The organism is Roseivivax jejudonensis, from assembly GCF_900172265.1.
GTDB classification, from domain to species: domain Bacteria; phylum Pseudomonadota; class Alphaproteobacteria; order Rhodobacterales; family Rhodobacteraceae; genus Roseivivax; species Roseivivax jejudonensis.
The window spans coordinates 1-19,783 of the sequence record NZ_FWFK01000011.1 but is presented as its reverse complement, the minus strand read 5'-3'; the positions used below and the strand labels follow the sequence as shown (position 1 = coordinate 19,783).

Annotated in this window: 13 protein-coding genes and 3 pseudogenes; 3 read left to right on the top strand and 13 right to left on the bottom strand. The window is 60.2% G+C overall.

Annotated features, from left to right (window positions below; genetic code table 11):
* Positions 1-273 precede the first annotated feature (273 nt).
* Positions 274-1,371, top strand: coding sequence for an AAA family ATPase (locus tag ROJ8625_RS20130; protein ID WP_085793726.1), 1,098 nt, complete (start codon positions 274-276; stop codon positions 1,369-1,371).
* A 518-nt stretch (positions 1,372-1,889) separates the two neighbouring features.
* Positions 1,890-3,080, top strand: a complete 1,191-nt coding sequence (locus ROJ8625_RS20125) for a hypothetical protein (RefSeq protein ID WP_143535214.1) — start codon at positions 1,890-1,892, stop codon at positions 3,078-3,080.
* Positions 3,081-3,247: 167 nt separating this feature from the next.
* Here the strand turns inward: ROJ8625_RS20125 and ROJ8625_RS20120 are convergent, their stop codons facing one another.
* The 13 genes and pseudogenes from ROJ8625_RS20120 to ROJ8625_RS20060 form a co-directional block, all read right to left on the bottom strand.
* Positions 3,248-4,198: a protein kinase domain-containing protein gene (locus tag ROJ8625_RS20120; protein WP_159456830.1), complete on the bottom strand. Its 951-nt coding sequence runs from the start codon at positions 4,196-4,198 to the stop codon at positions 3,248-3,250.
* A 710-nt stretch (positions 4,199-4,908) separates the two neighbouring features.
* Positions 4,909-5,736, bottom strand: coding sequence for an alpha/beta hydrolase family protein (locus ROJ8625_RS20115; RefSeq protein ID WP_234984330.1), 828 nt, complete (start codon positions 5,734-5,736; stop codon positions 4,909-4,911).
* A gap of 395 nt (positions 5,737-6,131) precedes the next feature.
* A pseudogene (locus tag ROJ8625_RS20110) lies at positions 6,132-7,137 on the bottom strand (IS91 family transposase); the annotation flags it as partial.
* Between the two features lie 110 nt (positions 7,138-7,247).
* Complete coding sequence (locus ROJ8625_RS20105; RefSeq protein ID WP_085793723.1) at positions 7,248-8,237, bottom strand: tyrosine-type recombinase/integrase; 990 nt, start codon at positions 8,235-8,237, stop codon at positions 7,248-7,250.
* Entirely contained in the window at positions 8,234-9,139 is a 906-nt protein-coding gene (locus tag ROJ8625_RS20100; RefSeq protein WP_085793722.1) for a tyrosine-type recombinase/integrase, read from the bottom strand. Before ROJ8625_RS20100 ends, ROJ8625_RS20105 begins: the two co-directional genes overlap by 4 nt.
* A complete protein-coding gene (locus ROJ8625_RS21400) occupies positions 9,139-10,371 on the bottom strand; it encodes a tyrosine-type recombinase/integrase (RefSeq protein WP_234984329.1) in 1,233 nt (410 codons plus the stop codon). Before ROJ8625_RS21400 ends, ROJ8625_RS20100 begins: the two co-directional genes overlap by 1 nt.
* A 146-nt stretch (positions 10,372-10,517) precedes the next feature.
* Positions 10,518-10,715, bottom strand: a pseudogene (locus ROJ8625_RS20795) (transposase zinc-binding domain-containing protein); the annotation flags it as partial.
* 10 nt (positions 10,716-10,725) lie between these two features.
* Complete coding sequence (locus ROJ8625_RS20085) at positions 10,726-11,598, bottom strand: tyrosine-type recombinase/integrase (protein WP_085793720.1); 873 nt, start codon at positions 11,596-11,598, stop codon at positions 10,726-10,728.
* Positions 11,599-12,051: 453 nt separating this feature from the next.
* The gene (locus ROJ8625_RS20080) at positions 12,052-13,437 is read right to left on the bottom strand and encodes a transposase (protein ID WP_085793719.1); all 1,386 of its coding nucleotides are present in this window, start codon (positions 13,435-13,437) and stop codon (positions 12,052-12,054) included.
* A gap of 180 nt (positions 13,438-13,617) precedes the next feature.
* Positions 13,618-16,209: a S8 family peptidase gene (locus tag ROJ8625_RS20075; RefSeq protein WP_159456829.1), complete on the bottom strand. Its 2,592-nt coding sequence runs from the start codon at positions 16,207-16,209 to the stop codon at positions 13,618-13,620.
* Positions 16,166-17,203: an AAA family ATPase gene (locus ROJ8625_RS20070; RefSeq protein ID WP_085793717.1), complete on the bottom strand. Its 1,038-nt coding sequence runs from the start codon at positions 17,201-17,203 to the stop codon at positions 16,166-16,168. Before ROJ8625_RS20070 ends, ROJ8625_RS20075 begins: the two co-directional genes overlap by 44 nt.
* The gene (locus ROJ8625_RS20065; RefSeq protein WP_085793716.1) at positions 17,190-17,408 is read right to left on the bottom strand and encodes a hypothetical protein; all 219 of its coding nucleotides are present in this window, start codon (positions 17,406-17,408) and stop codon (positions 17,190-17,192) included. Before ROJ8625_RS20065 ends, ROJ8625_RS20070 begins: the two co-directional genes overlap by 14 nt.
* Positions 17,409-18,131: 723 nt before the next feature.
* A pseudogene (locus ROJ8625_RS20060) lies at positions 18,132-19,453 on the bottom strand (T6SS phospholipase effector Tle1-like catalytic domain-containing protein).
* A gap of 206 nt (positions 19,454-19,659) precedes the next feature.
* Here ROJ8625_RS20060 and ROJ8625_RS20055 point away from each other — a divergent pair.
* The coding region (locus ROJ8625_RS20055) for a transposase (protein WP_143535044.1) at positions 19,660-19,783 on the top strand (124 nt) is incomplete at its 3' end.

Genomic DNA, 19,783 nt, shown 5'->3' with positions numbered 1-19,783 from the left:
CCGAATTTTCTTAAGGCCAAAAGTCCAAAGGTTTGTTCCTCAATGAAATATCATTTAAAATCAGCATATTGAAAATTTGATTGGTCGAGAATTCCCGCTCAAACTCACTGAGATCTGCTCGCAGCGGCGCCCGAGTTGACTCGTTCAAGCCTTGGTGTTCATCGTCTGTTCCAAGGTTCCGGAGCCTTTCACATTAACCGCGTCCACCGCCTGAACAGGCGGGGTCAGCCCGCGCTCGAACCGCGTGGCGCCGTATGTCGAAAGGACACTTCCATGCCGAAGACGACGAAGATCCCATTTTCCAACGTTCGTTTCTACGAGAATATTCCTCGCCTCGACGACGTGGAGCAACGGCTTCAACGCTTTCTCAAAGACCTTCGTATTTCCCGACAGGAAGCCGAATTCTCGGCTGGTCGCATCTCCGAAGACGACAAACTCGCGCCGCATGCGATCGTCTCGAGAAGGGAGAAGATCCGCATCGCCAATCGGGCAATGGCATATCTTGAGCGGCTGCATGCCTCAACGGGCATGGACCATCTCAAAGATCAGGATCGAGCTCGATTGGAAGGGCTAAGGCACGGCCTGACAGTCAGCGGTATTTCGAACGAGCACGAGGCGGACGTTGTCGCTTCTAGTCTTCACGAAGAGATGCCATGGATGGCCCCGGCCACTGAATGCGTGTGGCACGCAATGCGGCGGTCGGTCCGTTGCGATGAGCCGGGCTTTCGTTTTCCAGCACTCCTTCTGGTCGGGCCGCCCGGTATCGGCAAGTCCTTCTGGGCGCGTCGGCTCGCAGAGTACCTCGAGCGCCCCACTTCCATGGTCGAGGCGACATCGGAACCGGCGAGCTTTTCAATTGTCGGATCACAGCGTGGGTGGGCGAACGGCGAACCAGGGAAGGTCGTGACGACTATTCTTCGAGAGAAGAACGCAAGTCCGATCGTGGTGGTTGATGAGGTCGAGAAGGCGGGCGACGTGTATTCCAGCAAGGGAATCCGGTTTAGCATCACCGACGCCCTATTGCCGCTGCTTGAGTTATCGACCGCCTCGACATGGCATTGTCCATATTTCCGTATCCAGTTTGATATGTCTTGGGTCGGGTGGGTTCTCACAGCAAACAGTATTGAGGGATTGCCCGAACCACTCCTCAGCAGGTGCCCGCCGTTGCAGCTTTCCGATATATCGCGAGAGGACCTGCAGGATTTCGCGCGCCGCGAAGCCGAGCGAAGAAAGCTTCCGGACCTCGCAATATCTGCGATTGAGGAGAGTTTGGCATCGCTTCCTCCACGGGCACGCTTGCCGAGCCTTAGAACAGTCATGCGGATGATTGAACGCGCGGAGACGATCGCATGCATGCCTACGATCCATTGACCATTGTCATGGAGCGCGGGTCGGTGACGCAAAGGGCCGATAATAGGACTGACTTGGTTTCGTTCACCTTGTGTCTTTCATTGCGCGTTTTACTCGCTGTAATGATCGGCTGTCGAATGCCACACGAAAGCGACTCGAGCCCCTGAATTTCTGCATTCTTTCGGGAGTCAATCCCAACCAATCCTGACCCAGCTGCTAAGTATTTCCGACCCAAAACGTACCTTCAACGCGGCGCGCGGGAGTGCCTGCATCGCGGACCTTCCCGCCGCTCGCCGCACCTGCTCAGTTTTCGCTGCGTCTGCAAACGCGTTTTGCAGGAAGGGCGGGTTGCGGACTTTCTCTGCGGCAGCGAACAGATCTGAGCGTCAGGACGGAAGCCGACATTCAGACTGCAGGCTTCTCAGGGACTATGCTGCGCCACCGCAAGTCTGCGCAGTGCCCGTATAGAAGCATGCTGCAACCTGTTCAGATGTCGGCTATCGTTTTGAGTAATGTGCATGAAGAGGCGATAACCACTGATGATCTTTGAACCTGAGCATTGGGAAAAGCCCTCTCCAAGAGAGATGCTTGATTTCATGGATCGCCCAAAGACGACTGGGAAACCTAGTGGCAGCATGCTCGTCTTTCGCAAGCAGCTCTCGCCACTGTCTGTCTACAAATACCTTGTTGCCCGTTTTGGCCAACCCTACGGTTTCCAAACGATGGCAAAGAAACCGCACGACAGCGACAACCTTTTCCATTGGGACTACCTGTTAAGAGCGGGTGAGGCTTGGATTTACTTGCAGGGAGGGAACCGCGATGTCCATGTCGCGGTTTTTGGCAGGCGGATGTCGTCCAAGAACTGGGTAAAATTCGCAAAGGCGCTGAAGGTCGATTTCCGCCGCTGTGGTAGCAAAATGGCGGCAGTCGGCGCGACACTCGAAAAGTGGAGCGTTGTCTCGAACCGATTTGCGTTGATCGCGGATACCTGCGCTGGTTTCCACGAAATATTGACAGATGAGCAAGACCTTCCCGACTTCACTCCGGGAAAGCGTCGGTCCGACGCAGGCATCAAGCGCTACTCCAAACAAGTTGAGAAGATAGGGAAGCGAGCGGACAGGGTGTTTGGTGCATCGCTCTCACTCGATTTGATTACGCCAGTACTAGCTGAGGCATTCATCAATCTCGTGATATTCATGAGCCGAAAGGACGAGCTGAAGAGCAACCCGAGACAGTATGAACACTATATCCGGCAACCAATTGATACGAGGGTCTTCGACCTGCACTTGAAATGCAAATACTTCTCAGCAGGGGTCGATCCCAACAGCGATGAATACAAAGCGTTCAAACGGGTTATGGATCGCCGGAATCATAACCTCCATGGAAACATTGATCCTGGCAAGGACGCCATCGAAACAGTCTACTTCGACCGTTTTACGCCGCTCTACGAAAGAGGTGCTGATCCAATCCTCGAATTATTCAAGAACAGAGAGGCGGTATTCGATGTTGCCGGTGTGCTCGCTCGATACCATGATGTCCACGCCTTCTTCATTTATGTGCTTGGCCTGATTGAGGAAAAACCCAGAGCGGAAATCGAGATGATGATGGAAGAATCAACTTTTGGGTATGACGTTGCGCGCGAACGTCTGGGCCGCCTTTTCTCCAATCTGGAAGTCATGATGGTCATGCCCCTCAGATACGACGATGAATTGAGTGTCGATTGGCGGTAAGAGGCCGACAGCGACAGTCGGAGCAACCGCAGCGAAAGTCATCAAATTCCGCAGACTATGAGTTCGCTTGCGTTGAGATTTTGCAGTCGCAGCGAATGGCTAGTTCGACGGGCCGCACCTCGGCATCCTGATCGGCTCGCCAAAGACAGCTTTGGGCCGCTGCAATCCTAATACCAGTGAGCGAAGCGAAATGATGACATTCCAGGATGTTCAACCCCAAAGCCCGGGTGTGTCCGTTCCTTCAAAGATGTGATTAGGGCGGCTTTCTTTGCTTCAAATTCCACCAAAGCGTCAGAACGGAACTCATCTTGATCCAAGTCCAAAATACCTCCGTTTACAAGGTTTGCGTTCACGCGTCGGCAAAGTCGCCCAGCGTCGGTGACACCGGACTTTTCAACCTGTTTGACCGCCGCATGGATATCAAACAAGGGTGTTGCGATGATATGCTCTGCAATGAAGGTTGCATTTTCACTTCGCCTGTCCCAATCAACACATTCATACACTCGCCAAAGATACTCGACGAACCGATCGATGAGGCTAACCGCCAGCGCATATGAAATGTTCGTTGGGATTTTAAACACCTTCCCCAGTCCAAAAGGTTTGAATAGCTTTCTGGCCGTTTCAACGATCAACTTCTCTTCCCGGGTCTCGAAGTCATCGTGGTTACCCCAAAAGACGCTGGTTCCAGTATCTGCCAGCTTGAAAACAAAGCCTGTGCCAGAACCCGTTTGCATCGACTCGCAGCCTGAGCCTGACAGTAATACATTTCCCAAGTGTGGGTCGCCATGAACTGTCCCGGAACGGTGCAAAATGCCAAGAGCCTCAGAGTAACGACCCCAAAAACGCATTCGGGCTCGAAGGTCGGGACCTTTTTCCAGCCATTTCTTGCCGGTCATTCCTTCGACCAGTTCCATCACTCCATATGGAACGCCACCAGCATAATCAAACAGGTACGTTGAAACTATCAACGGGTGCTGAAACTGGGCGATTTTTGAGATTTCGTCCCTTGAGCGCTCCAAGCCATTCAGGTTCCAAATCTTAATAGCGACGTCTCGCCTGAGTAGGGTGTCCTTGGCTCTGAAAACCGTACCGTTTGCGCCGCTACCGAGCACTTCCATGAGCGTAAACCCATCGATACTTATCTCAGCGTCGGCGATGGATACTCGTTCGTTTCGGATCGGAGAACTGGGGCATTGTGTCATTCCGCGACGCTAACGGGAATAGGTGTCTCTAGTAAGCCCCGAAGGAAAGTAAAATTTGTCGAGACGATCGCTTGGGCATGATGCGGGACGCATCGGATCAAACAGCAAAGCCATGTTTGCCAGAATGAGCCAATGTCTGTTTTGGGAAGCTGCGCCGCAGCAAACACGTGCCCGGTCAAAGGCAGGTATGGGCCGAGATTGACTGCGCACCTGGGCGACGCGTGCGCGCCCCGCCTAAGCGCCGCATGACCGGGTCGAGCCCTTTCTCGCCATTCGTTTTGCCAGACCAATCCGGCGCCAAGGTTACTCAGACGGCTCTGATCCGCCACAGCCAGGTTGGAAAGTGGCAATTGCGCCTCGGTCAGCGTTGGAACCGATGGATCTCACAGGCATCAATCTTCTGGACTGAGTGCGCTGTGAAAAACGGTCGTGGTAACGTCGATGAGTTGGGCATGGATCGCAGACCGAGAGACTCCTTTTCCATCGTCACAGATCGGATCTTCGATACCTTCTTCAATGGCTATCTCCGCTGCACCCGGTCTGCATTCTCCAAGGATCGAATAGTGACTTGCATCTTCGATCACCTGATAGGTCGAATCTTGAATTGCAGCTGCGACCCCCGAGGCCTAAATGCTTGCTGGAATCTCAGAAGCCGAGCCCAAGTTAACGACGTAAACAGGGATCGAAATCTCGGGGAGCGACTCGGGTGAAAATATATCCGCGGGGGCCGGATCGATTGCCATAGCGAAACGGACACGGGGATCAGTATTGTCTCGACCGGCGGTCGTCTTGTCCATCGCATGGAGATCGACGCCGCTCATGCGAACCCAATCGCACAGGGATGGGTTGAGCTCATCGGTGTCGCAATAGCTCGCCAATAGCTCGGGTTCGAGTTTTGCGCCAGCAAGGGACAGAGCGGTATTGCCTCCCATCGACAAGCCCAGAACCCCGATACGATCGGAGGCAACATGCCGTTGGAAGGTCGGACTTGCCTCGATTGCATCGAGCGTATCCGAGATATCCGCGGGTCGTAGCCAGAGCTTCATCGTTTCTGCCGCCGATCGGTCGGGGCCAGTATTGCCGGGATGGGTGGGCGCGGCGACGATGAATCCGTTCTCGGCAAGTGGGGTCGCTATCCAGCTCATCGCCTCGGAGCGTCCCGCAAGGCCCGCCCCATGTGACAGCAAAACGAGAGGGAATTCTCCGTCGATAAACGGTGCATCCTGCATGGCGGGCGTCCCATTAAAAAAGACGTTCTCGCCCAGCATGACAGCTTCGCCGCCTGACGATGCCGGATACCAGATTGTCACCTTAAGATCAGTGTTCCTCTCGTCCGATGGAACCACCATCTGCCGAACGCCCGCGGTATATTCAGCGGCAATGCCCTGTTGAGCAATCAGCATTGAAATTGCCCATACTGACAGGGAACGGGCGCGAGAGGCGGATCTCTTCATGATTTTACTCATCAGGTTCCAGACGTGTAGCGGTCTTGACGTCAGGGCTTGGCAACGGGGAAGCCATAGCACGATGAATTTGGACCCGCGACTGCTTTGTCTAAGGTTTGTGGCTGCTGGATGCTTGCCATTCAGCGGCGACAAATCTGACAAGGAGGAAAGCGCGGGCAGATTTCGGTGCTATGGGGATTGTGGCTCGGGTCTCGGGCCGTCGCTGCGCTGAACTGCGGCCCCATGACTTTGAGCACTGTAGGACCGTCGATTTGCGTGCGCCGGTGCCAGGGATTGATGCCTGTCTTGGTCGTCATGTGCATGTTGTGGCCCAGATTTTGGGCGGTTGGCCGCGCTGACGGGTCCGACTTCTCTGGATTGCAGGGCCGGGTGTGACGGTTGGATCATGCGGCATCCTCCCATGGTGGCGCGCGGGACTTCGGAGTTTCACCGCGGGTGAAGGTTTCGATGATGCGCATAGCGCCACCGCATCTGGGGCATGCCCGGCACAGGTTGCGCTCGTCCGGGGCGGTGCGCCCGTCCTCCTCTGTCGTCCGATCCGGCTCCGGAGCTTTATCGATCAGACGCCTGATCTTCTCGATCCTGTCACGCCGGATGCCGTTGGCCAGGAAGCCAGCGTGGCGGATGCGGTGGAACCGCGATGGCAGGACATGGATCAGGAAGCGGCGTATGAACTCGGCCACGGGCAGACGCATGACCTTCATCCGATCGCCGCGCTTGATGCGGTAGTCTTTCCACCGGAAGGCCACGGTGCCGGCGTCCGCGCTGACAAGGCGATGGTTCGAGATCGCGACGCGGTGGGTGTATCGGCTGAGATAGGCCAAGACCGCCTCCGGGCCGCCGAAGGGGGGCTTGGCGTAGACGACCCAGTCGGCTTTGCGCAGCGGCGCGAGATGGGCCTTGAAGGCATCGAGGTCGGCCAACTTCGACAGATCGCCGAAGAACGCCAGCTTGCCGGCCCGGTGCAGCGCCTCCAGCCCTTCGAGGAACAGGCGCCGAAACAGCCGCGACAGGACCTTCACAGGCAGGAAGAACCCCGGGCAACAGGCGACCCACCGGGCGCCGTCCGGCGACAGCCCCCCCGCCCGGGACGATGACATGGACGTGCGGATGGTGGGTCATCGCCGAGCCCCACGTGTGCAGCACGCTGGTCATGCCGATCCGCGCGCCCAGACGCTTGGGATCGGCGGCGATGGTCAGCAGCGTCTCCGCGGATGCCCTGAACAGCAGACCATAGACCGCCGCCTTGTTCTGGAGGGCAATGTCGGCGATCCGGGCCGGCAGGGTGAAGACCACGTGGAAGTATTCGACCGGCAGAAGGTCCTCGATGCGCGCCTGCATCCAGTCCCGCGATGCGGCCCCTTGGCATTTCGGGCAATGCCGGTTGCGGTACGTAATGGGCGCCGCCCATTACCTGCATTATGGGCAGATCCGGTAACGGGGAGCTGGCGGCGGCATCGCCTTGTTATTGTGTCCGCCGCCGTCATCCCGGCTCACCATTATGTTGGGCGTTTGAGGAGCGCGATCAGCCTGTCGGACGGCTGGAACGCGCCGCGCCGCAGATGCGGGGGAACGATCGATTCCATTGCGTCGAGCTTCTCTGTCGGATCGCCCCGCGTGTAGATCTCGGTGGTCGTTAGAGTTGCGTGCCCCAACCACAGCAACACTTTGCGGATGTCCTTGGTTGCCTGGAGGATGATCATTGCGCATGTATGCCGGAGCACGTGAGGCGAGATGCGTTTCTTGTTGAGGCCGGGATGTGCTCGGGCGGCAGTCGCTGCATGCTGCTTGAGCAGATAGGCGAAGCCCCATCGGCTGAGCGGCTCTCCCCGGGCGTTGACGAACACCTCGGGTGCTGGAACCCGCCCGCGAACGGCAAGCCAGGCACGCAGGGCCGCGGCCGTAGTCTTCCACAAGGGGAGCGTCCGTTCCCGCCGACCCTTGCCCAGGACATGAATGCTCATCGACGACAGGTCGATGTCATCGAGCTTCAACCCCGTCAGCTCGGACACGCGCAGACCTGCACAAACCGCCAGATGCAGCATGGCCCGGTCGCGGATGCCATCGCGCGTGGCGGGATCCGGAGCGTCGAGCACCGCTTGCAGTTCCTCCCGCAGAAGATAGGGGACCAGACGCTGATCCGTTTTCTTGAATGGGATCGCCAGAACGCGCCGGATACGATCCAGAGCTGCCGGCTGGCTGTATTCGAGAAAGCGGAAGAAGGACTTGATCGCCGCCAGCCGGACATTGCGCGTCACCGGCGCGTTCTTACGCTTGTCCTCGAGATATTCCAAAAAGGCGCTGATGAGGTCGGCGTCGAGCTGCTCCAGCGTCAGTGCCGATGGCGCGACATTCAACCTCTTTGCCGCGAAGATGAACAGCAACTGGAAGCTCAGGTCGTAGGAGTCGCGCGTATGCCGACTGACGCCCCGCTGGCGGGCGAGAGTCTGATCCAGGAACGCTTCGATGAGGGGTGCAATCGGTGTCATGACTGTCCCCCTTCGGTGAGGAACCCTTCACCGGCCGCGGCGACATCGCGCATCAGGTCGGCGGTGGCCTCCAGATACCAGTAGGTTGCAGGGATGTTGACGTGACCCATGTAGGTGGCCAGCGCCACCATATGTGCGCCGCTTCGGCTGCGATCCAGCGGAATGCCTTGCAGCGCGCGAACCGCAAACGTGTGACGCAAATCGTGCAGACGTGGACGGCGCTTCGACGTCGGCAAAACGCCAGCCCGGACGACGAGCCTGTCGAAGGTCTCCTTGACCGCAATGTAGCGCAGCGGCAGCCCACGCGCATCGACGATCAGCGGATCGGTCCCCGAACAGGGTCGACGAAGCGTCAGATAACCATTCAAGCCCGCCACTGTCGTGTCGTGCAGCGGCACCAGGCGGGTCTTCCGGAACTTGGTCTCGCGGATCAGCAGACCGTCCTGCGTCACGTCGGCGATCGTCAACTTCAGAGCTTCGGAGATCCTCAACCCGGTGACCGAGAGCAGCGCGATCAATGTCGCATAGGCCTGGGAGCGCAAGCCGCCCTTGGGTCGAAGCCGGAGGGCGGCCTCGATAAGGCGGTCGATATCCGCTGCCGCGTAGATATGCGGCAAGCGTCGCGTCTTGCGGGCGCCGAAGTGATGTGCCGGCGGCAGTTCATGCCGGCCATCTTCAATCCGGACATGACGCACAAAACGGCAGACGGTTTTCAATCGGACATCACGTTGCGCCAGAGACGGTCCCAGTGCCGCCCATTCGATTGCGGTCTGCGTGTGGACATGCCTTTGTCCGCGCTGGGTAGCGAAGGCGGCAAAGCTTCTGAGCAGGTATTCCGCATTCGACATCGCGAACCCGGTGGCACGACGGAGTGCCAGATACGCCTCGATGGCCTTCAGCATCACAGGACCTCCGGCCAGGGCTGCGCAATCTGCTTCAGGAGCGTGACATCGACCTTGGCGTAGCGGGCCGTGGGTTCGATGCCTCTGTGCCGCAGGACCAACCTAATCCTTTCGAGTGGAACGCCATGGCGCAGCATCTCGGTCGCCGCCGTGTGCCGAAGGACGTGCGCACCCTTGACCGGCGCCACGATGCCGGCCCGCTGCATGAGGCGTTTCACCACCGACGAGACACCATCACCGCTCCGGAACGGTTGGAACGGCGCGATGTTGCGTAGGAATACGTGATCGCTCTGGCATGTCGAAGGGCGGCAGGCGAGGTAGGCGGCGATCGCATCCCCGACGTCTTGCGGAAGCGGCAAACGCACCTCGTAGCGCGACTTGCCCGAGACCCGCAGCGCCCCCGTTTCCCACTCGATGTCGTCGAGGCGGAGATGTGCCACGTCGCCAGCCCTCAACCCGAGGCGCGCCAGGAGAAGCACGATCGCGCGATCGCGTCGACGCGAAACGCCTTCGCCATCGCTTGCCGCGATCAGCCGGTTCACCTGCTCCGTCGACAGATATCGCGGCAGATCGGCAAGTCGCCAACGGGCATGGCTAGGGACGACCTCGGCGAGACCTGCCCGGGAGCGGCCTGTGACAGCAAGGTATCGCAGGAACGCGCGTAGGCTGGTCGTCAGCTTCTCGACGGTTCGATTGCCGCACTGACTCGCGCGGTCCAAAAAGAAACTGCGAATGGCCGCCGGTTCCCACCGCTCAGGCTCATCCCCGAGTGCTGCCATCAGGTGGGCGGCATCACGGGCATAGGACTTGATGGTGGGAGCGGACGCCCCGCGATGCTTGTGCAGCCACACCTTGAAGTCGGTCACCAGAGACGGCTCGGCGGGCTGCAATGCGGGAGCAGCGGACCGGCAAACGCCGATTTCGACAAGGTGCCGACGAAAGAGCCTGGCGCCGAAAATGGTGTGGTGGTTGCGCCGCCCTCCCATGGATCGAGGACATCGGCAACTGCGCAAATGTTCGCCAAACACGGCCAGATCAATGTCGCTCGGCATCGTTCTACCCCGCGCCACGACATGGCCGAGATGCGCTGCCGCCCGCAGATATCGCACAGCCGTGCAGGTGCTGTAACCCTGACGATCGAGCGCGGCGCCAAAGCCGTCAAGGTATGGTCCGCTTGGCCCAGTCCGCAACTGCCCCAGCATCTTCGGTGCCGAGAAGTAGATATCCAGCATGTTCGTCCCCGTTTGTGACCGGCCATCAATGGCCGCGTCGACGGAGACACGGGACCACTCTGTTATGGAGACAAAAATGCGCCGCAAGTCGCCGAAAAATACCCGTCTCGGCGCGCCAGCTCCCCATTACCGGATCTGCCCATAAGGCACGAGTTGTACGCGACATGCTCGTGGCCGCATTTGGTGCAGACCGCGACATGCCCGCCGAGCGCGGCGGTGCGGCAGGTCTTGATGGCGGACATCACCTTCAACTGAGACAGGTTCAGATGCCCGTCATGGCCACGGCGATATGCAGCACCATGGGCGCGGAAGATATCCGCGAGCTCCAGCTTTGGACGGGGCACGGGACCGGGATCAGCCGGAACCAGCCTCCCGTCGCAGCAACAGATCGAGCGGGCTGGTCACGTCCCGGATCGTCTTGGTGGCGACCTTCGTGTAGATCGTCGTGGTCTCCAGCTTGGCATGACCGAGCAGCACCTGGATCACCCGGATATCGGTCCCGCCCTCCAGCAGATGTGTTGCAAAGCTGTGCCGGAGCGTGTGAGGCGACACCTTCTTCCTGATCTCGGCGAAGTCGCAGGCGACGCCGAAGGCGCGGTTGAACTGCCGCGTCGAGATCGGATCGATCCGGCTGCGGCCGGGGAACAGCCAGCCCGCGGGCCGGGCTTCGCGCCAATAGTCGCGCAAGAGCTCAAGCAGGCTCGGCGACAGCATCACGTGGCGGTCCTTTCGGCCCTTGCCCTGGTCGACGCGGATCAGCATCCGGTCGCTGTCGATATCGCCGACCTTCAGATGGGTGACTTCGCTCGCCCTCAGCCCGCCGCCATAGGCCACGCTGAAGGCTGCCCGGTATTTCAGCCCCGGCCCTGGTGCGGCTTCGAGAATGCGCGTCACTTCCTCGGCGCTCAGCACGACCGGGATCTTCTTCGCGGCGCGCTGATAGCGCATGTGCCGCTTCATCTCGGGGCGGGGACACGTCGTCGCGAAGAAAAAGCTCAGCACCGTCAGCCGGTTGTTGAAGGTCGGTGCGCCGACGCCGCGCTCCTTCATGTCGAGTTGAAAGGCCCTTAGCTCCTCCGGTGTCGCCGTATCCGGTGAGTGCTCCAGAAACCGCGTGAACTCGCGCATCGCGCGCAGGTACATCGTCTGCGTCTTCGGCAGCAGCCCTCTGATCTGCATATCCTCGAGAAACCGTCGCCGCAGGGCGGGAACATGCTGGTCCGTCATCGGAACCTCCTGTCATCGGATTGAGAAGGTCCCAATCGTCAGACAGGCGCGCCCATCCACAGAATCCCGGCGCCCCGATCAGCGCCCTACACTCGCCCCTGGCGCCCCTACCGCGAGAGCGGTTTCGTCCCCGTCCCGCACTGCTGACTTTGGCCTGCGAGACCATGCTGTACGATGCCATGAATAACCGGTTCCGGGGAGCCGCACCGCAGCGAGGGACAGCCCCTTGAACGGCAGGTCAGGGCCGTCCGCGACGGGCGCGCCCATGCTGCAATCGCGAACACGCCCAAAATCGACGCGGTCACTTTGGGCTCGGAGCCGACATGCGGCGGCGCAGTGGGTCGTGCGCCTTGCGGGCAGCGGCGACTGTCGCTCTCGGCCGATTCTGTGGAAAAACACCCGTTTGCTGGCGCAGAATATCGACGCATGGAAGGGGCACGAGCGCCTTTCGTGTCAGGCTTTTCGCGGTTGCTGCGGTGCAGGAAGGATCTTGGCCAATTTGCGGAGGTTCTGGGCGGCTGCGGCGAGGAGGAATTCGTCGTTTGCGCCGTATGGCCCGCGTAATCGGAGCCGATTGAGGCCGAGGATCCGCTTGAGGTGGGCAAACAGCATCTCGACCTTCTTCCGCAGCTTCATCGAGATCACATATTGGTCGGTCTTGGCGATCTCGCGGGCGACCTGGCGGGCGTCTTCATGTTCTTCACGAGTGATGGATCTGGCATCAGCGTTCGGGCAGCATTTTGCTTTGGATGGGCAGGCCTGGCAGGTCAGTTTCAGGGCACGGTACTTCGCTCTACCCTGTCCGGTCGGCCCCCGGTTCGGGTCGGAATAGTTCCTTCGGAACTGCTTCAGTTCTTGCCCCTCGGGGCAGGTGTATCGGTCGTTCTCGGCGTCCCACTCGAAGTCCGCTCGGCTCCAGGTGCCGTCGGTGCGCTCGGACTTGTCCAAGACCGGAATATGCGGCGCGATCTTGCGGTCGACCAGCCAGCCCAGCATGGGCCCAGTGCCGTAGGCCGTGTCCGCGATCAGCCGTTCAGGATGCAGGTCGAACCTGGCCTTCACCCGGTCCAGCATGGTCTTGGTCGAACCGACCTCGGCTTGCCGGATGGACCTGGTGGCTTCGACATCCACGATCACGCCATGATCCGTGTCGATCAGATAATTGTCGGAATAGCTGAAGAATGCCGGGCCCTTGCGGGCTGCCGTCCACTGGCTGGCGGGGTCGGAATGCGACGTGAACTTGGGCTGCACCTCGCTGGCGGCACCGAACGCTACCTCGTCCAGGGTGTCGAGATACTCGCGAACGGCCCGCGATGCGTCGGCGGGATCAATCTGCCCCGCATCCCACTCTTCCTTCGGCGTCGAGTTTTGTTTGTTCGCATCCGCCTCGATGAGGCTTGCATCAACGGCCATGCGCTGGCCGCTGACGAGGCCTTCGTCGATGCAGCGGGCAACGGTCGTTTCGAACAGGTGGCGAAGCAATTCGCTGTCGCGGAATCGCCCGTGCCGGTTCTTCGAAAACGTCGAGTGATCCGGGACCCTGTCACTCAGATCGAGGCGGCAGAACCAGCGATATGCCAGGTTCAGATGCACCTCTTCGCACAGCCGCCGCTCCGACCGAATGCCGAAGCAATAGCCGACCAGCAGCATGCGGATCAGCAACTCGGGATCGACCGAGGGGCGGCCAGTGTGGCTGTAGAAATCTGCAAGATGGGCGCGGATGCTGCTCAGGTCGACAAAGCGGTCGATGGATCGAAGCAAGTGGTCTTGCGGGACGTGATCCTCAAGCGAGAACTCGTAGAACAACGCCGGCTGCACCTCCTGCCGCGGTCCCATCATCGCCGATCCTCCCACCCTTCGCAGGAATTGAATCAGCCAGATGCCCCCCGATCAAGGACGAGTTTTTCAACGGAATAGGCCCGAAGCTGACAATCAGCCTAGTTCTATGCCGCAAGGCGTTTGCCTCGGAAGCAGTCGTTCGAAAGCGAGCGCAGCATTTCCTCCGATAGACCGCAGTGGTTAGGGCCGGGGCCGGATACCTAGCCCTTGGCGCACCTCTTCATAAACCTGGATGGCCGCGCCCGCCTCGATGGTGACGGCCAGGCCGTAGCGGATCGACTGGTCAAGCGCGCCGCCTTGCTCTCGGCAGAAGACCCGGAGCGCTAACGTGTTGCCATCGACGAATGCGACGGCACGCTCGCCTGCATAGCGAACATGGAACAGCGACCCGCGCGGAGCTGACTTGTCCGAGGGCTGACCGGCGACCCGCGCGACCCCAAATTTGGTATCCGGACTGTCCGGTGCAACTTCCAGCTTTGCCCGGCGATAGGCCTGATGCCGGATGTTCACCGGCGAGAACCACGCCAGCGACACCGTCAGCGCGCGCGGTTCGCGCACGCGCTCCAAACTCTGCGGCAGGGGGATACGGTACAAGGCCGCCTGCTCGCCGGCTGGAATCTCCCCAAAGCCAATCATCGTGGCCCGGTTTGCGGCGCATTCCATCGACTCGTGAACCGCCGGTCGGCCATAGCCCAGCAGCCGGGCGATACCGTCCCGGCGCACGACATGGCTCCCCTTACCCTGCGGCTGCCACGTCTGATCGAGCAGCCCGCCTAAGCTGCCCCATTGTGCGCGATGCACCAGCATCGCCTTAACGATGACCCCATAGAAAGCCGGATCGACTCCTTCGAGAAGATTGCCGTTATCTGGATCGGAGAGGGCATCGAAGATCCGATGTGCGGCCCGCGTTGCCAGCGCCGTCGCGGCACTGGTGCCTGAGCTGAAGCCCTCCCGGGTCAAGTCGCCCCCCCCATCGGGCATGGCGCAACGCAAACCGTATAGCCGTCCCGGCGGCACCAACCGAAGGCTTACGCCGCCTGTGCCGTTGGCTGCGACCCGGACCAGTTCACGGCCTCCCGGCATGAAGATGTCCGGCTTGACCACCTTCCGGTGTCCGAGGCCAAGGGCGGAAGATATATTGGGGCCGGGTCCATCAGCAAAGGGCGAGAACACCGCTGCGCCATTCATCGGCGGCGCGCCATCCTCGTGCCAGGCGCCGACGGTTACCGAATTTAGCGATTCCGCCGGCGATAGCAGCGTGCGCACCGCCTGCTGCTCCGCCAGAGCCCGAAGGATCGCCGCTTCGCGGTCTTCGACCGAGGCGTTCTCGAAGTCGATCAGTCCGGCGAAGTCCCGAACCGCAAGCGGTTCGCTGACATTACCGGCACTTACTAGAAACAGGATGCCAAACCTGTCTGCAAGATAATCGAGCAGCCGGCCCCAAGGGCTCATCGGCCCAGCAAAGGGACGGTTTCGATCACCCAACGAGAGATTGACAATGAAGACGCCCGGCGCTGTTGCTTCACCCTCGGCGTCGCCAGTTTTCATCCGGAGGACCGCTTGGTAGATCAGGTCGAGCAACAGTCGGTTGCGCAGCGGCTGCTCACTGCGGCCTCCGCCTGGTGCGTAAAGCACCGGACGGAGATAAATTGGCCGGGACAGCGGCTCCTCTCCCAGATTGCGGTCGCCATGGAGGATTAGCGACGCCATCTCTGTCCCATGCTTGCGCTCCGCGACCGCGCTCATTGCCTCGAAATCGTCGGGGTCGTCCAGAACCAAGCGGCCGGCAAGCAGTGCATGGTTCTGCACCGGCATGGCATCGAACAGGGCGGCCACTGGCGGAAGCCCTGCTTCCGGGCCATGCGGCGCAGGCAACGCTTCGTCAAGCGGATCGGCTGCGACAGGGAACTCCACCGTTGATTGCGGTCGCACCATCATGACATCATCGCAGACCGCGAGGCTGACCTCCTCTCGCGCGATCAGACGCTGCACCTCCTCCGCCGGCAGATCCACCAAGCGGGCCATGTAGCCGATCTCACCGATCTCCGCCCGATCGACGACCACGCCCTCGGCCGCCGCGACAGCGCGCGCGAAACCCGCCTGCGCCGCCGCGCGCCGGGCTGCGGTGCCGGCAAACCACAGCTCGACTTCTACGCGCACGATGGCATTCGCGCCTTGCGCGGCCAGTTCCTCTTCAAGATATTGGATCGTTTCGCTGGGGATCCGATCTGCCGGTCCCCAGACCCGCAGCGTATGCAGATGCTTGAAGACCTCGAACCAGGGCGCGAAGCCGCGCGGAGCAGCCTCTCCCGCCTCATAGCGCCGCCAGAGCGACAACAGATGGCGCAGGGCCTGTGTGTCCGGCATGGCCATATAAAGGCGGCCCGCGATCGGCTTATCGTCACGGATACCCGGCTCGCGCCCCTTGCGGGACTCGATCACCCCGAAGTTCTCGTCCGGTTCGAAGATCATCTCCTCGTCGGCAAGAAAATCTAGCCCACCGATGCGGGCGACTGCCGCGCTGAAGTCGCCGATCGAGCCCGCGACCTCGAACACCAGCGCCCGCTCCGGCGCGATGCCAAGAGGGTCCTCGCGCAGACTCAGCGGGTCTCCATCCCCGTCGAAGACATCGCGGAGTCGCTGAAAGGTGGGGCCAAGCCTGTCGCGCTGCTTGGCGCGCGACGGGGTCTGCACCTTGCCACCGCCGCTGCCACCCTTCGGCCGCTTGTCACGCCTCGGATTCGGGACCGGCAGAAGTGGGTATTCGGTCATGCGAGCCATCCTCCCGGGCAATTGGCGAGGTTCGTGCGGCCCACATCTTCAGCCGCTCCTCGACGGTTTTTTTCAGTGGTAGTTCCCCCATGGCCAGAACATGTCGGCGGCGTACATCTAGGCAGAATTCCTCGGCCTCAGCATAGCTGATCGCGCCGAGCGCTTTCGCAATGCTGCCGGCGGCCCGCCCCATAGGTTGACCCATGCTGTCAGCAAACCTCTGAAAATATGTGGTCAATTCCGCCCGCGTCGGAGCGTTAAGTGACAGCCTGAGCTGGAACCGGCGCCAGACCGCCCGATCCAACAGCTCGCTGTGGTTAGTTGCCGCCACGGTGATCGTATAGCTGGGCAGATCGTCCATCTGCATCAGCAGCGAGGTCACGACGCGCTTGATTTCGCCAGTTTCGTGTTCGTCCCCCCGCTCCTTGCCAACAGCATCGAATTCATCGAAAAACAGAACGCAGGGAGTGGTACGGGCATAGTCGAAGACCCGTTTCAGCCGGGCCGCTGTCTCGCCGAGATAACTGCCGATCATCGCTTCGTAGCGAACCAGAAAAAACGGCAGCGCTAACGCCTCGGCGATCGCCTCGGCAAGCGAGGTTTTACCATTGCCTGGCGGCCCGGAAAGCAGCACCCGATGCCGCGGTTCAAGCGAATGCGCCCGCAGAAGCGAGGCGCGCTGTTGCTCCTCGATCAGTTCCGTACAGGCACGCCGGTTCAGATCCGACAGCACCAGATCCTCGATACGTTTTTCAGGCGTCAGTTCGAGCAGGAATTCCCGGTGACGGGTGGGGGTTACTCCGAGCACGGCCGGCGCTTGGTGACCCTTGCCATTGCCGTTCACATGCAAGGCCTTTGTCAAGCGATCCGCCAGAACATTATGATTTTTGGCCTTTTCTTCGGCAATAATGGCTTCGGCCGCAGCGCGCACGCTTTGGGAGTCACCGCTTGATCCTGCCTTGACCAGCGAGATAAGCAGATCACTCCTCGCCATCGGCTGCTCCCTGGCCCAAACCGTTATGCGGGCCCTGCTTCTCTCGATCTAGCTTCTCGACAACAGCCTCCAGAATCCAAGTGTTGTGCGGAACACGAACGGCCCGAGCTCTCCGCTCATGATCGATGCTGCTTACCAGCGCACGCGGCACCCGCACCGTGAGCGCAGCTATGTCTTCGTCGGCTTCTTTCAGTTCCTTGGCCATACCGCTCCTTAACACCTCAGGCGCCACCTCGCCATCAGTAGGACAGCGCACCGCCGTCAGGTTGGCGTTCTATGCACTTCACGCAGTAGGTTGCTAGACGTTTCAGACTGCATCTATGGCCACTTTCGCAAAATTACCGCGATTGCTATGCCGCAAGACTGTCATGCCGCTTTTCGGCCGCTTTGAAGATAACGCCGGGTCCGACGGCGTGCTCTTGGCGGAATGTCCGCTTACACGTCCTGGCAAGGGTGCTTTTGCACATGCAGAGAAGGTCCGCTCCCCGCCCTTCCGACCTGTGGCCTTCGCGGACGCAGCAGAGATCGCGCACCAGCGGCGAACGGCTGGAAGGTCCGCACTGCTGACGTCGGGCAGGAAGATGACGCTGCACGTTGCCGCGAAGGGCCAGTTCAGGGAAGCTGCGGCGCAGCGATGGCCAGTCTCGTGAATGGCCGGAGAGGGCCGTCCGCGACGGGCGCGCCCATGCTGCAATCGCGAACACGCCCAAAATCGACGCGGTCACTTTGGGCTCGCTGCCGACTTTGGCTGGAAGGAGCGCGAACGACAGCTTCTCCTTCGAAAATGCGATCTAAATTAGCGATCTGACGGGAAAGTCGCTTTTGCCTGACGCCTGAAATCGGCCTTGTTTCCAAGGGGGAGTTTCCGGCGTCTCAGTGCCACAACCCCGAGATGATCACGGAGGACGATGTAGCGCGTCCTTGTCGCTTATTCGGATAACATGCTGCTGCCTATGACCGCGCGATGCTCTCGGGACAGGGTTAGGCGTTGTGTTTGGGAGGACCCCTTTTTGGAGCTTTCGTCCGAAAGCAGGAGGACGAGTTTTTCATGCAGCTTCGCCAAGCTGCCGGGACGATACGTATTCGGATCTACTCTTACGCGATCCAGCACCGCCGAGTGCAGCTCGTCGATCGCACCCGGCCCTGCCCGATCCTTTGGCGAGAGACGAGTTAGCCAATTCACGATGCCCGTCGGTGCTTCGCGCGTGCTGCGAAGCGGGCCGTTCGGATCATGTTCGGTTTCGATCTGTGCAACCCGTTCAGAATTGAACTGCAAGCCTGCTGCGTGAGCACCTTCGATCATCCATGTCAACGCAATGCTGGAGAGAGACCGGATGTCGCCGCCGCCCCCAACCGAGCCATGGTCGCCGGCAAAGAATCGTTCCTGGTAGAGTTCAGGGTCTGGGTTCCCGCTCTCTTGATTGAGCTCGGCGATGTTCGTCCAATGTGTCGGTTCGAATGATTTGCGCCGTTCATCGAGTGCAACGGCGTGGCGTGCGGACACAACCATGCTCGAAAGGTCCGCGTCGTGAAAGCGATAGCGTCGTTTCGCCCATTGCCCAAGACGGGAATATGGGCAGGTACGCCAAGTGCTCCGACGGAATCCCAAACACCAAGGAAGTTGATCCGGAGGCGCGGAACATCGGGCATTCCTTTGGCACTCCTCCAATCGGTTTCCACCTCTCTCGTAACCACGCGAGGCGAAAGTCTCGCTCGGAAATCATGGCTCGCGTTGCTGCTTGGATGTGTGCGCTTCGGCTGATCGAGCGTTCTGTATCGCGAAATGGCCTCGGGGATGAGGTTGAGGGAGTCCCGGTTGACGATCCCGGTCGAACGAATGAATCCGGTGAGCGACCGGGCCGTGTATGCGCCGCGAGAAAAGCCGAAGATGTAGATCTCGTCACCTGGCTTGTAGAGAAAGACCAGATGGCGGTAAGCCTCAGCGATATTGTCCAGTAGACCCCACCCGAAGGCACCCCCAAGCACTGCGTCGAGTTTGCGCGACAATCGCGTTACGCCTTCGCCAGTGCCGACGCCCTGGATATAAATCGGAACATGCACGGTCCCGTCTGTCGCGACGGGCGCAACAGCCTGCCCAAGTTGCACGACGTTTGTCGGAGTCTTGCTGTCGGACCTGTTCCATGTTCCGTCGCAAAGAATAACAATGCGCTTCAAGGCTTGCCTCCGTCTCACCGCTCGGTCGGCGTGCGATACGTTATACGGAGTATATTCAGGCTCGATCAACAACATACGGTAACGGGCAAGGTCAACAGCGGTGGGTGCGAGTGACGCCCAGTAGCATCGATCTTTCGACAGAATGGGGAAGCTGCTCGTTCGCCGCACTTCTGACGGACGTCAGCTTCCGGTCGATGGTCCGAGCTTGAGGGCGGCTGACCTGCTCCCCTGAAACCTCCCCACTCTGAGGTTAGTCTGTTCCTCGACAGAGGAGACGGACGATGAAGCGCAGCAGGTTCAGCGAAGAACAGATCATTGGCATCCTGAAGGAGCACCAGGCCGGGCTGAGCGCGGCGGAGCTCTGTCGGAAGCACGGCGTGAGCGAGCCGACGTTTTACAAGTGGC

Excerpts from the sequence above, each read along its gene's own strand:
- ROJ8625_RS20130 (WP_085793726.1), top strand. The coding sequence starts at position 274 with ATGCCGAAGACGACGAAGATCCCATTTTCCAACGTTCGTTTCTACGAG.
- ROJ8625_RS20125 (WP_143535214.1), top strand. The coding sequence starts at position 1,890 with ATGATCTTTGAACCTGAGCATTGGGAAAAGCCCTCTCCAAGAGAGATG.
- ROJ8625_RS20120 (WP_159456830.1), bottom strand. The coding sequence starts at position 4,198 with ATGGAAGTGCTCGGTAGCGGCGCAAACGGTACGGTTTTCAGAGCCAAG.
- ROJ8625_RS20115 (WP_234984330.1), bottom strand. The coding sequence starts at position 5,736 with ATGAAGAGATCCGCCTCTCGCGCCCGTTCCCTGTCAGTATGGGCAATT.
- ROJ8625_RS20105 (WP_085793723.1), bottom strand. The coding sequence starts at position 8,237 with ATGACACCGATTGCACCCCTCATCGAAGCGTTCCTGGATCAGACTCTC.
- ROJ8625_RS20100 (WP_085793722.1), bottom strand. The coding sequence starts at position 9,139 with ATGCTGAAGGCCATCGAGGCGTATCTGGCACTCCGTCGTGCCACCGGG.
- ROJ8625_RS21400 (WP_234984329.1), bottom strand. The coding sequence starts at position 10,371 with ATGCTGGATATCTACTTCTCGGCACCGAAGATGCTGGGGCAGTTGCGG.
- ROJ8625_RS20085 (WP_085793720.1), bottom strand. The coding sequence starts at position 11,598 with ATGACGGACCAGCATGTTCCCGCCCTGCGGCGACGGTTTCTCGAGGAT.
- ROJ8625_RS20080 (WP_085793719.1), bottom strand. The coding sequence starts at position 13,437 with ATGATGGGACCGCGGCAGGAGGTGCAGCCGGCGTTGTTCTACGAGTTC.
- ROJ8625_RS20075 (WP_159456829.1), bottom strand. The coding sequence starts at position 16,209 with ATGACCGAATACCCACTTCTGCCGGTCCCGAATCCGAGGCGTGACAAG.
- ROJ8625_RS20070 (WP_085793717.1), bottom strand. The coding sequence starts at position 17,203 with ATGGCGAGGAGTGATCTGCTTATCTCGCTGGTCAAGGCAGGATCAAGC.
- ROJ8625_RS20065 (WP_085793716.1), bottom strand. The coding sequence starts at position 17,408 with ATGGCCAAGGAACTGAAAGAAGCCGACGAAGACATAGCTGCGCTCACG.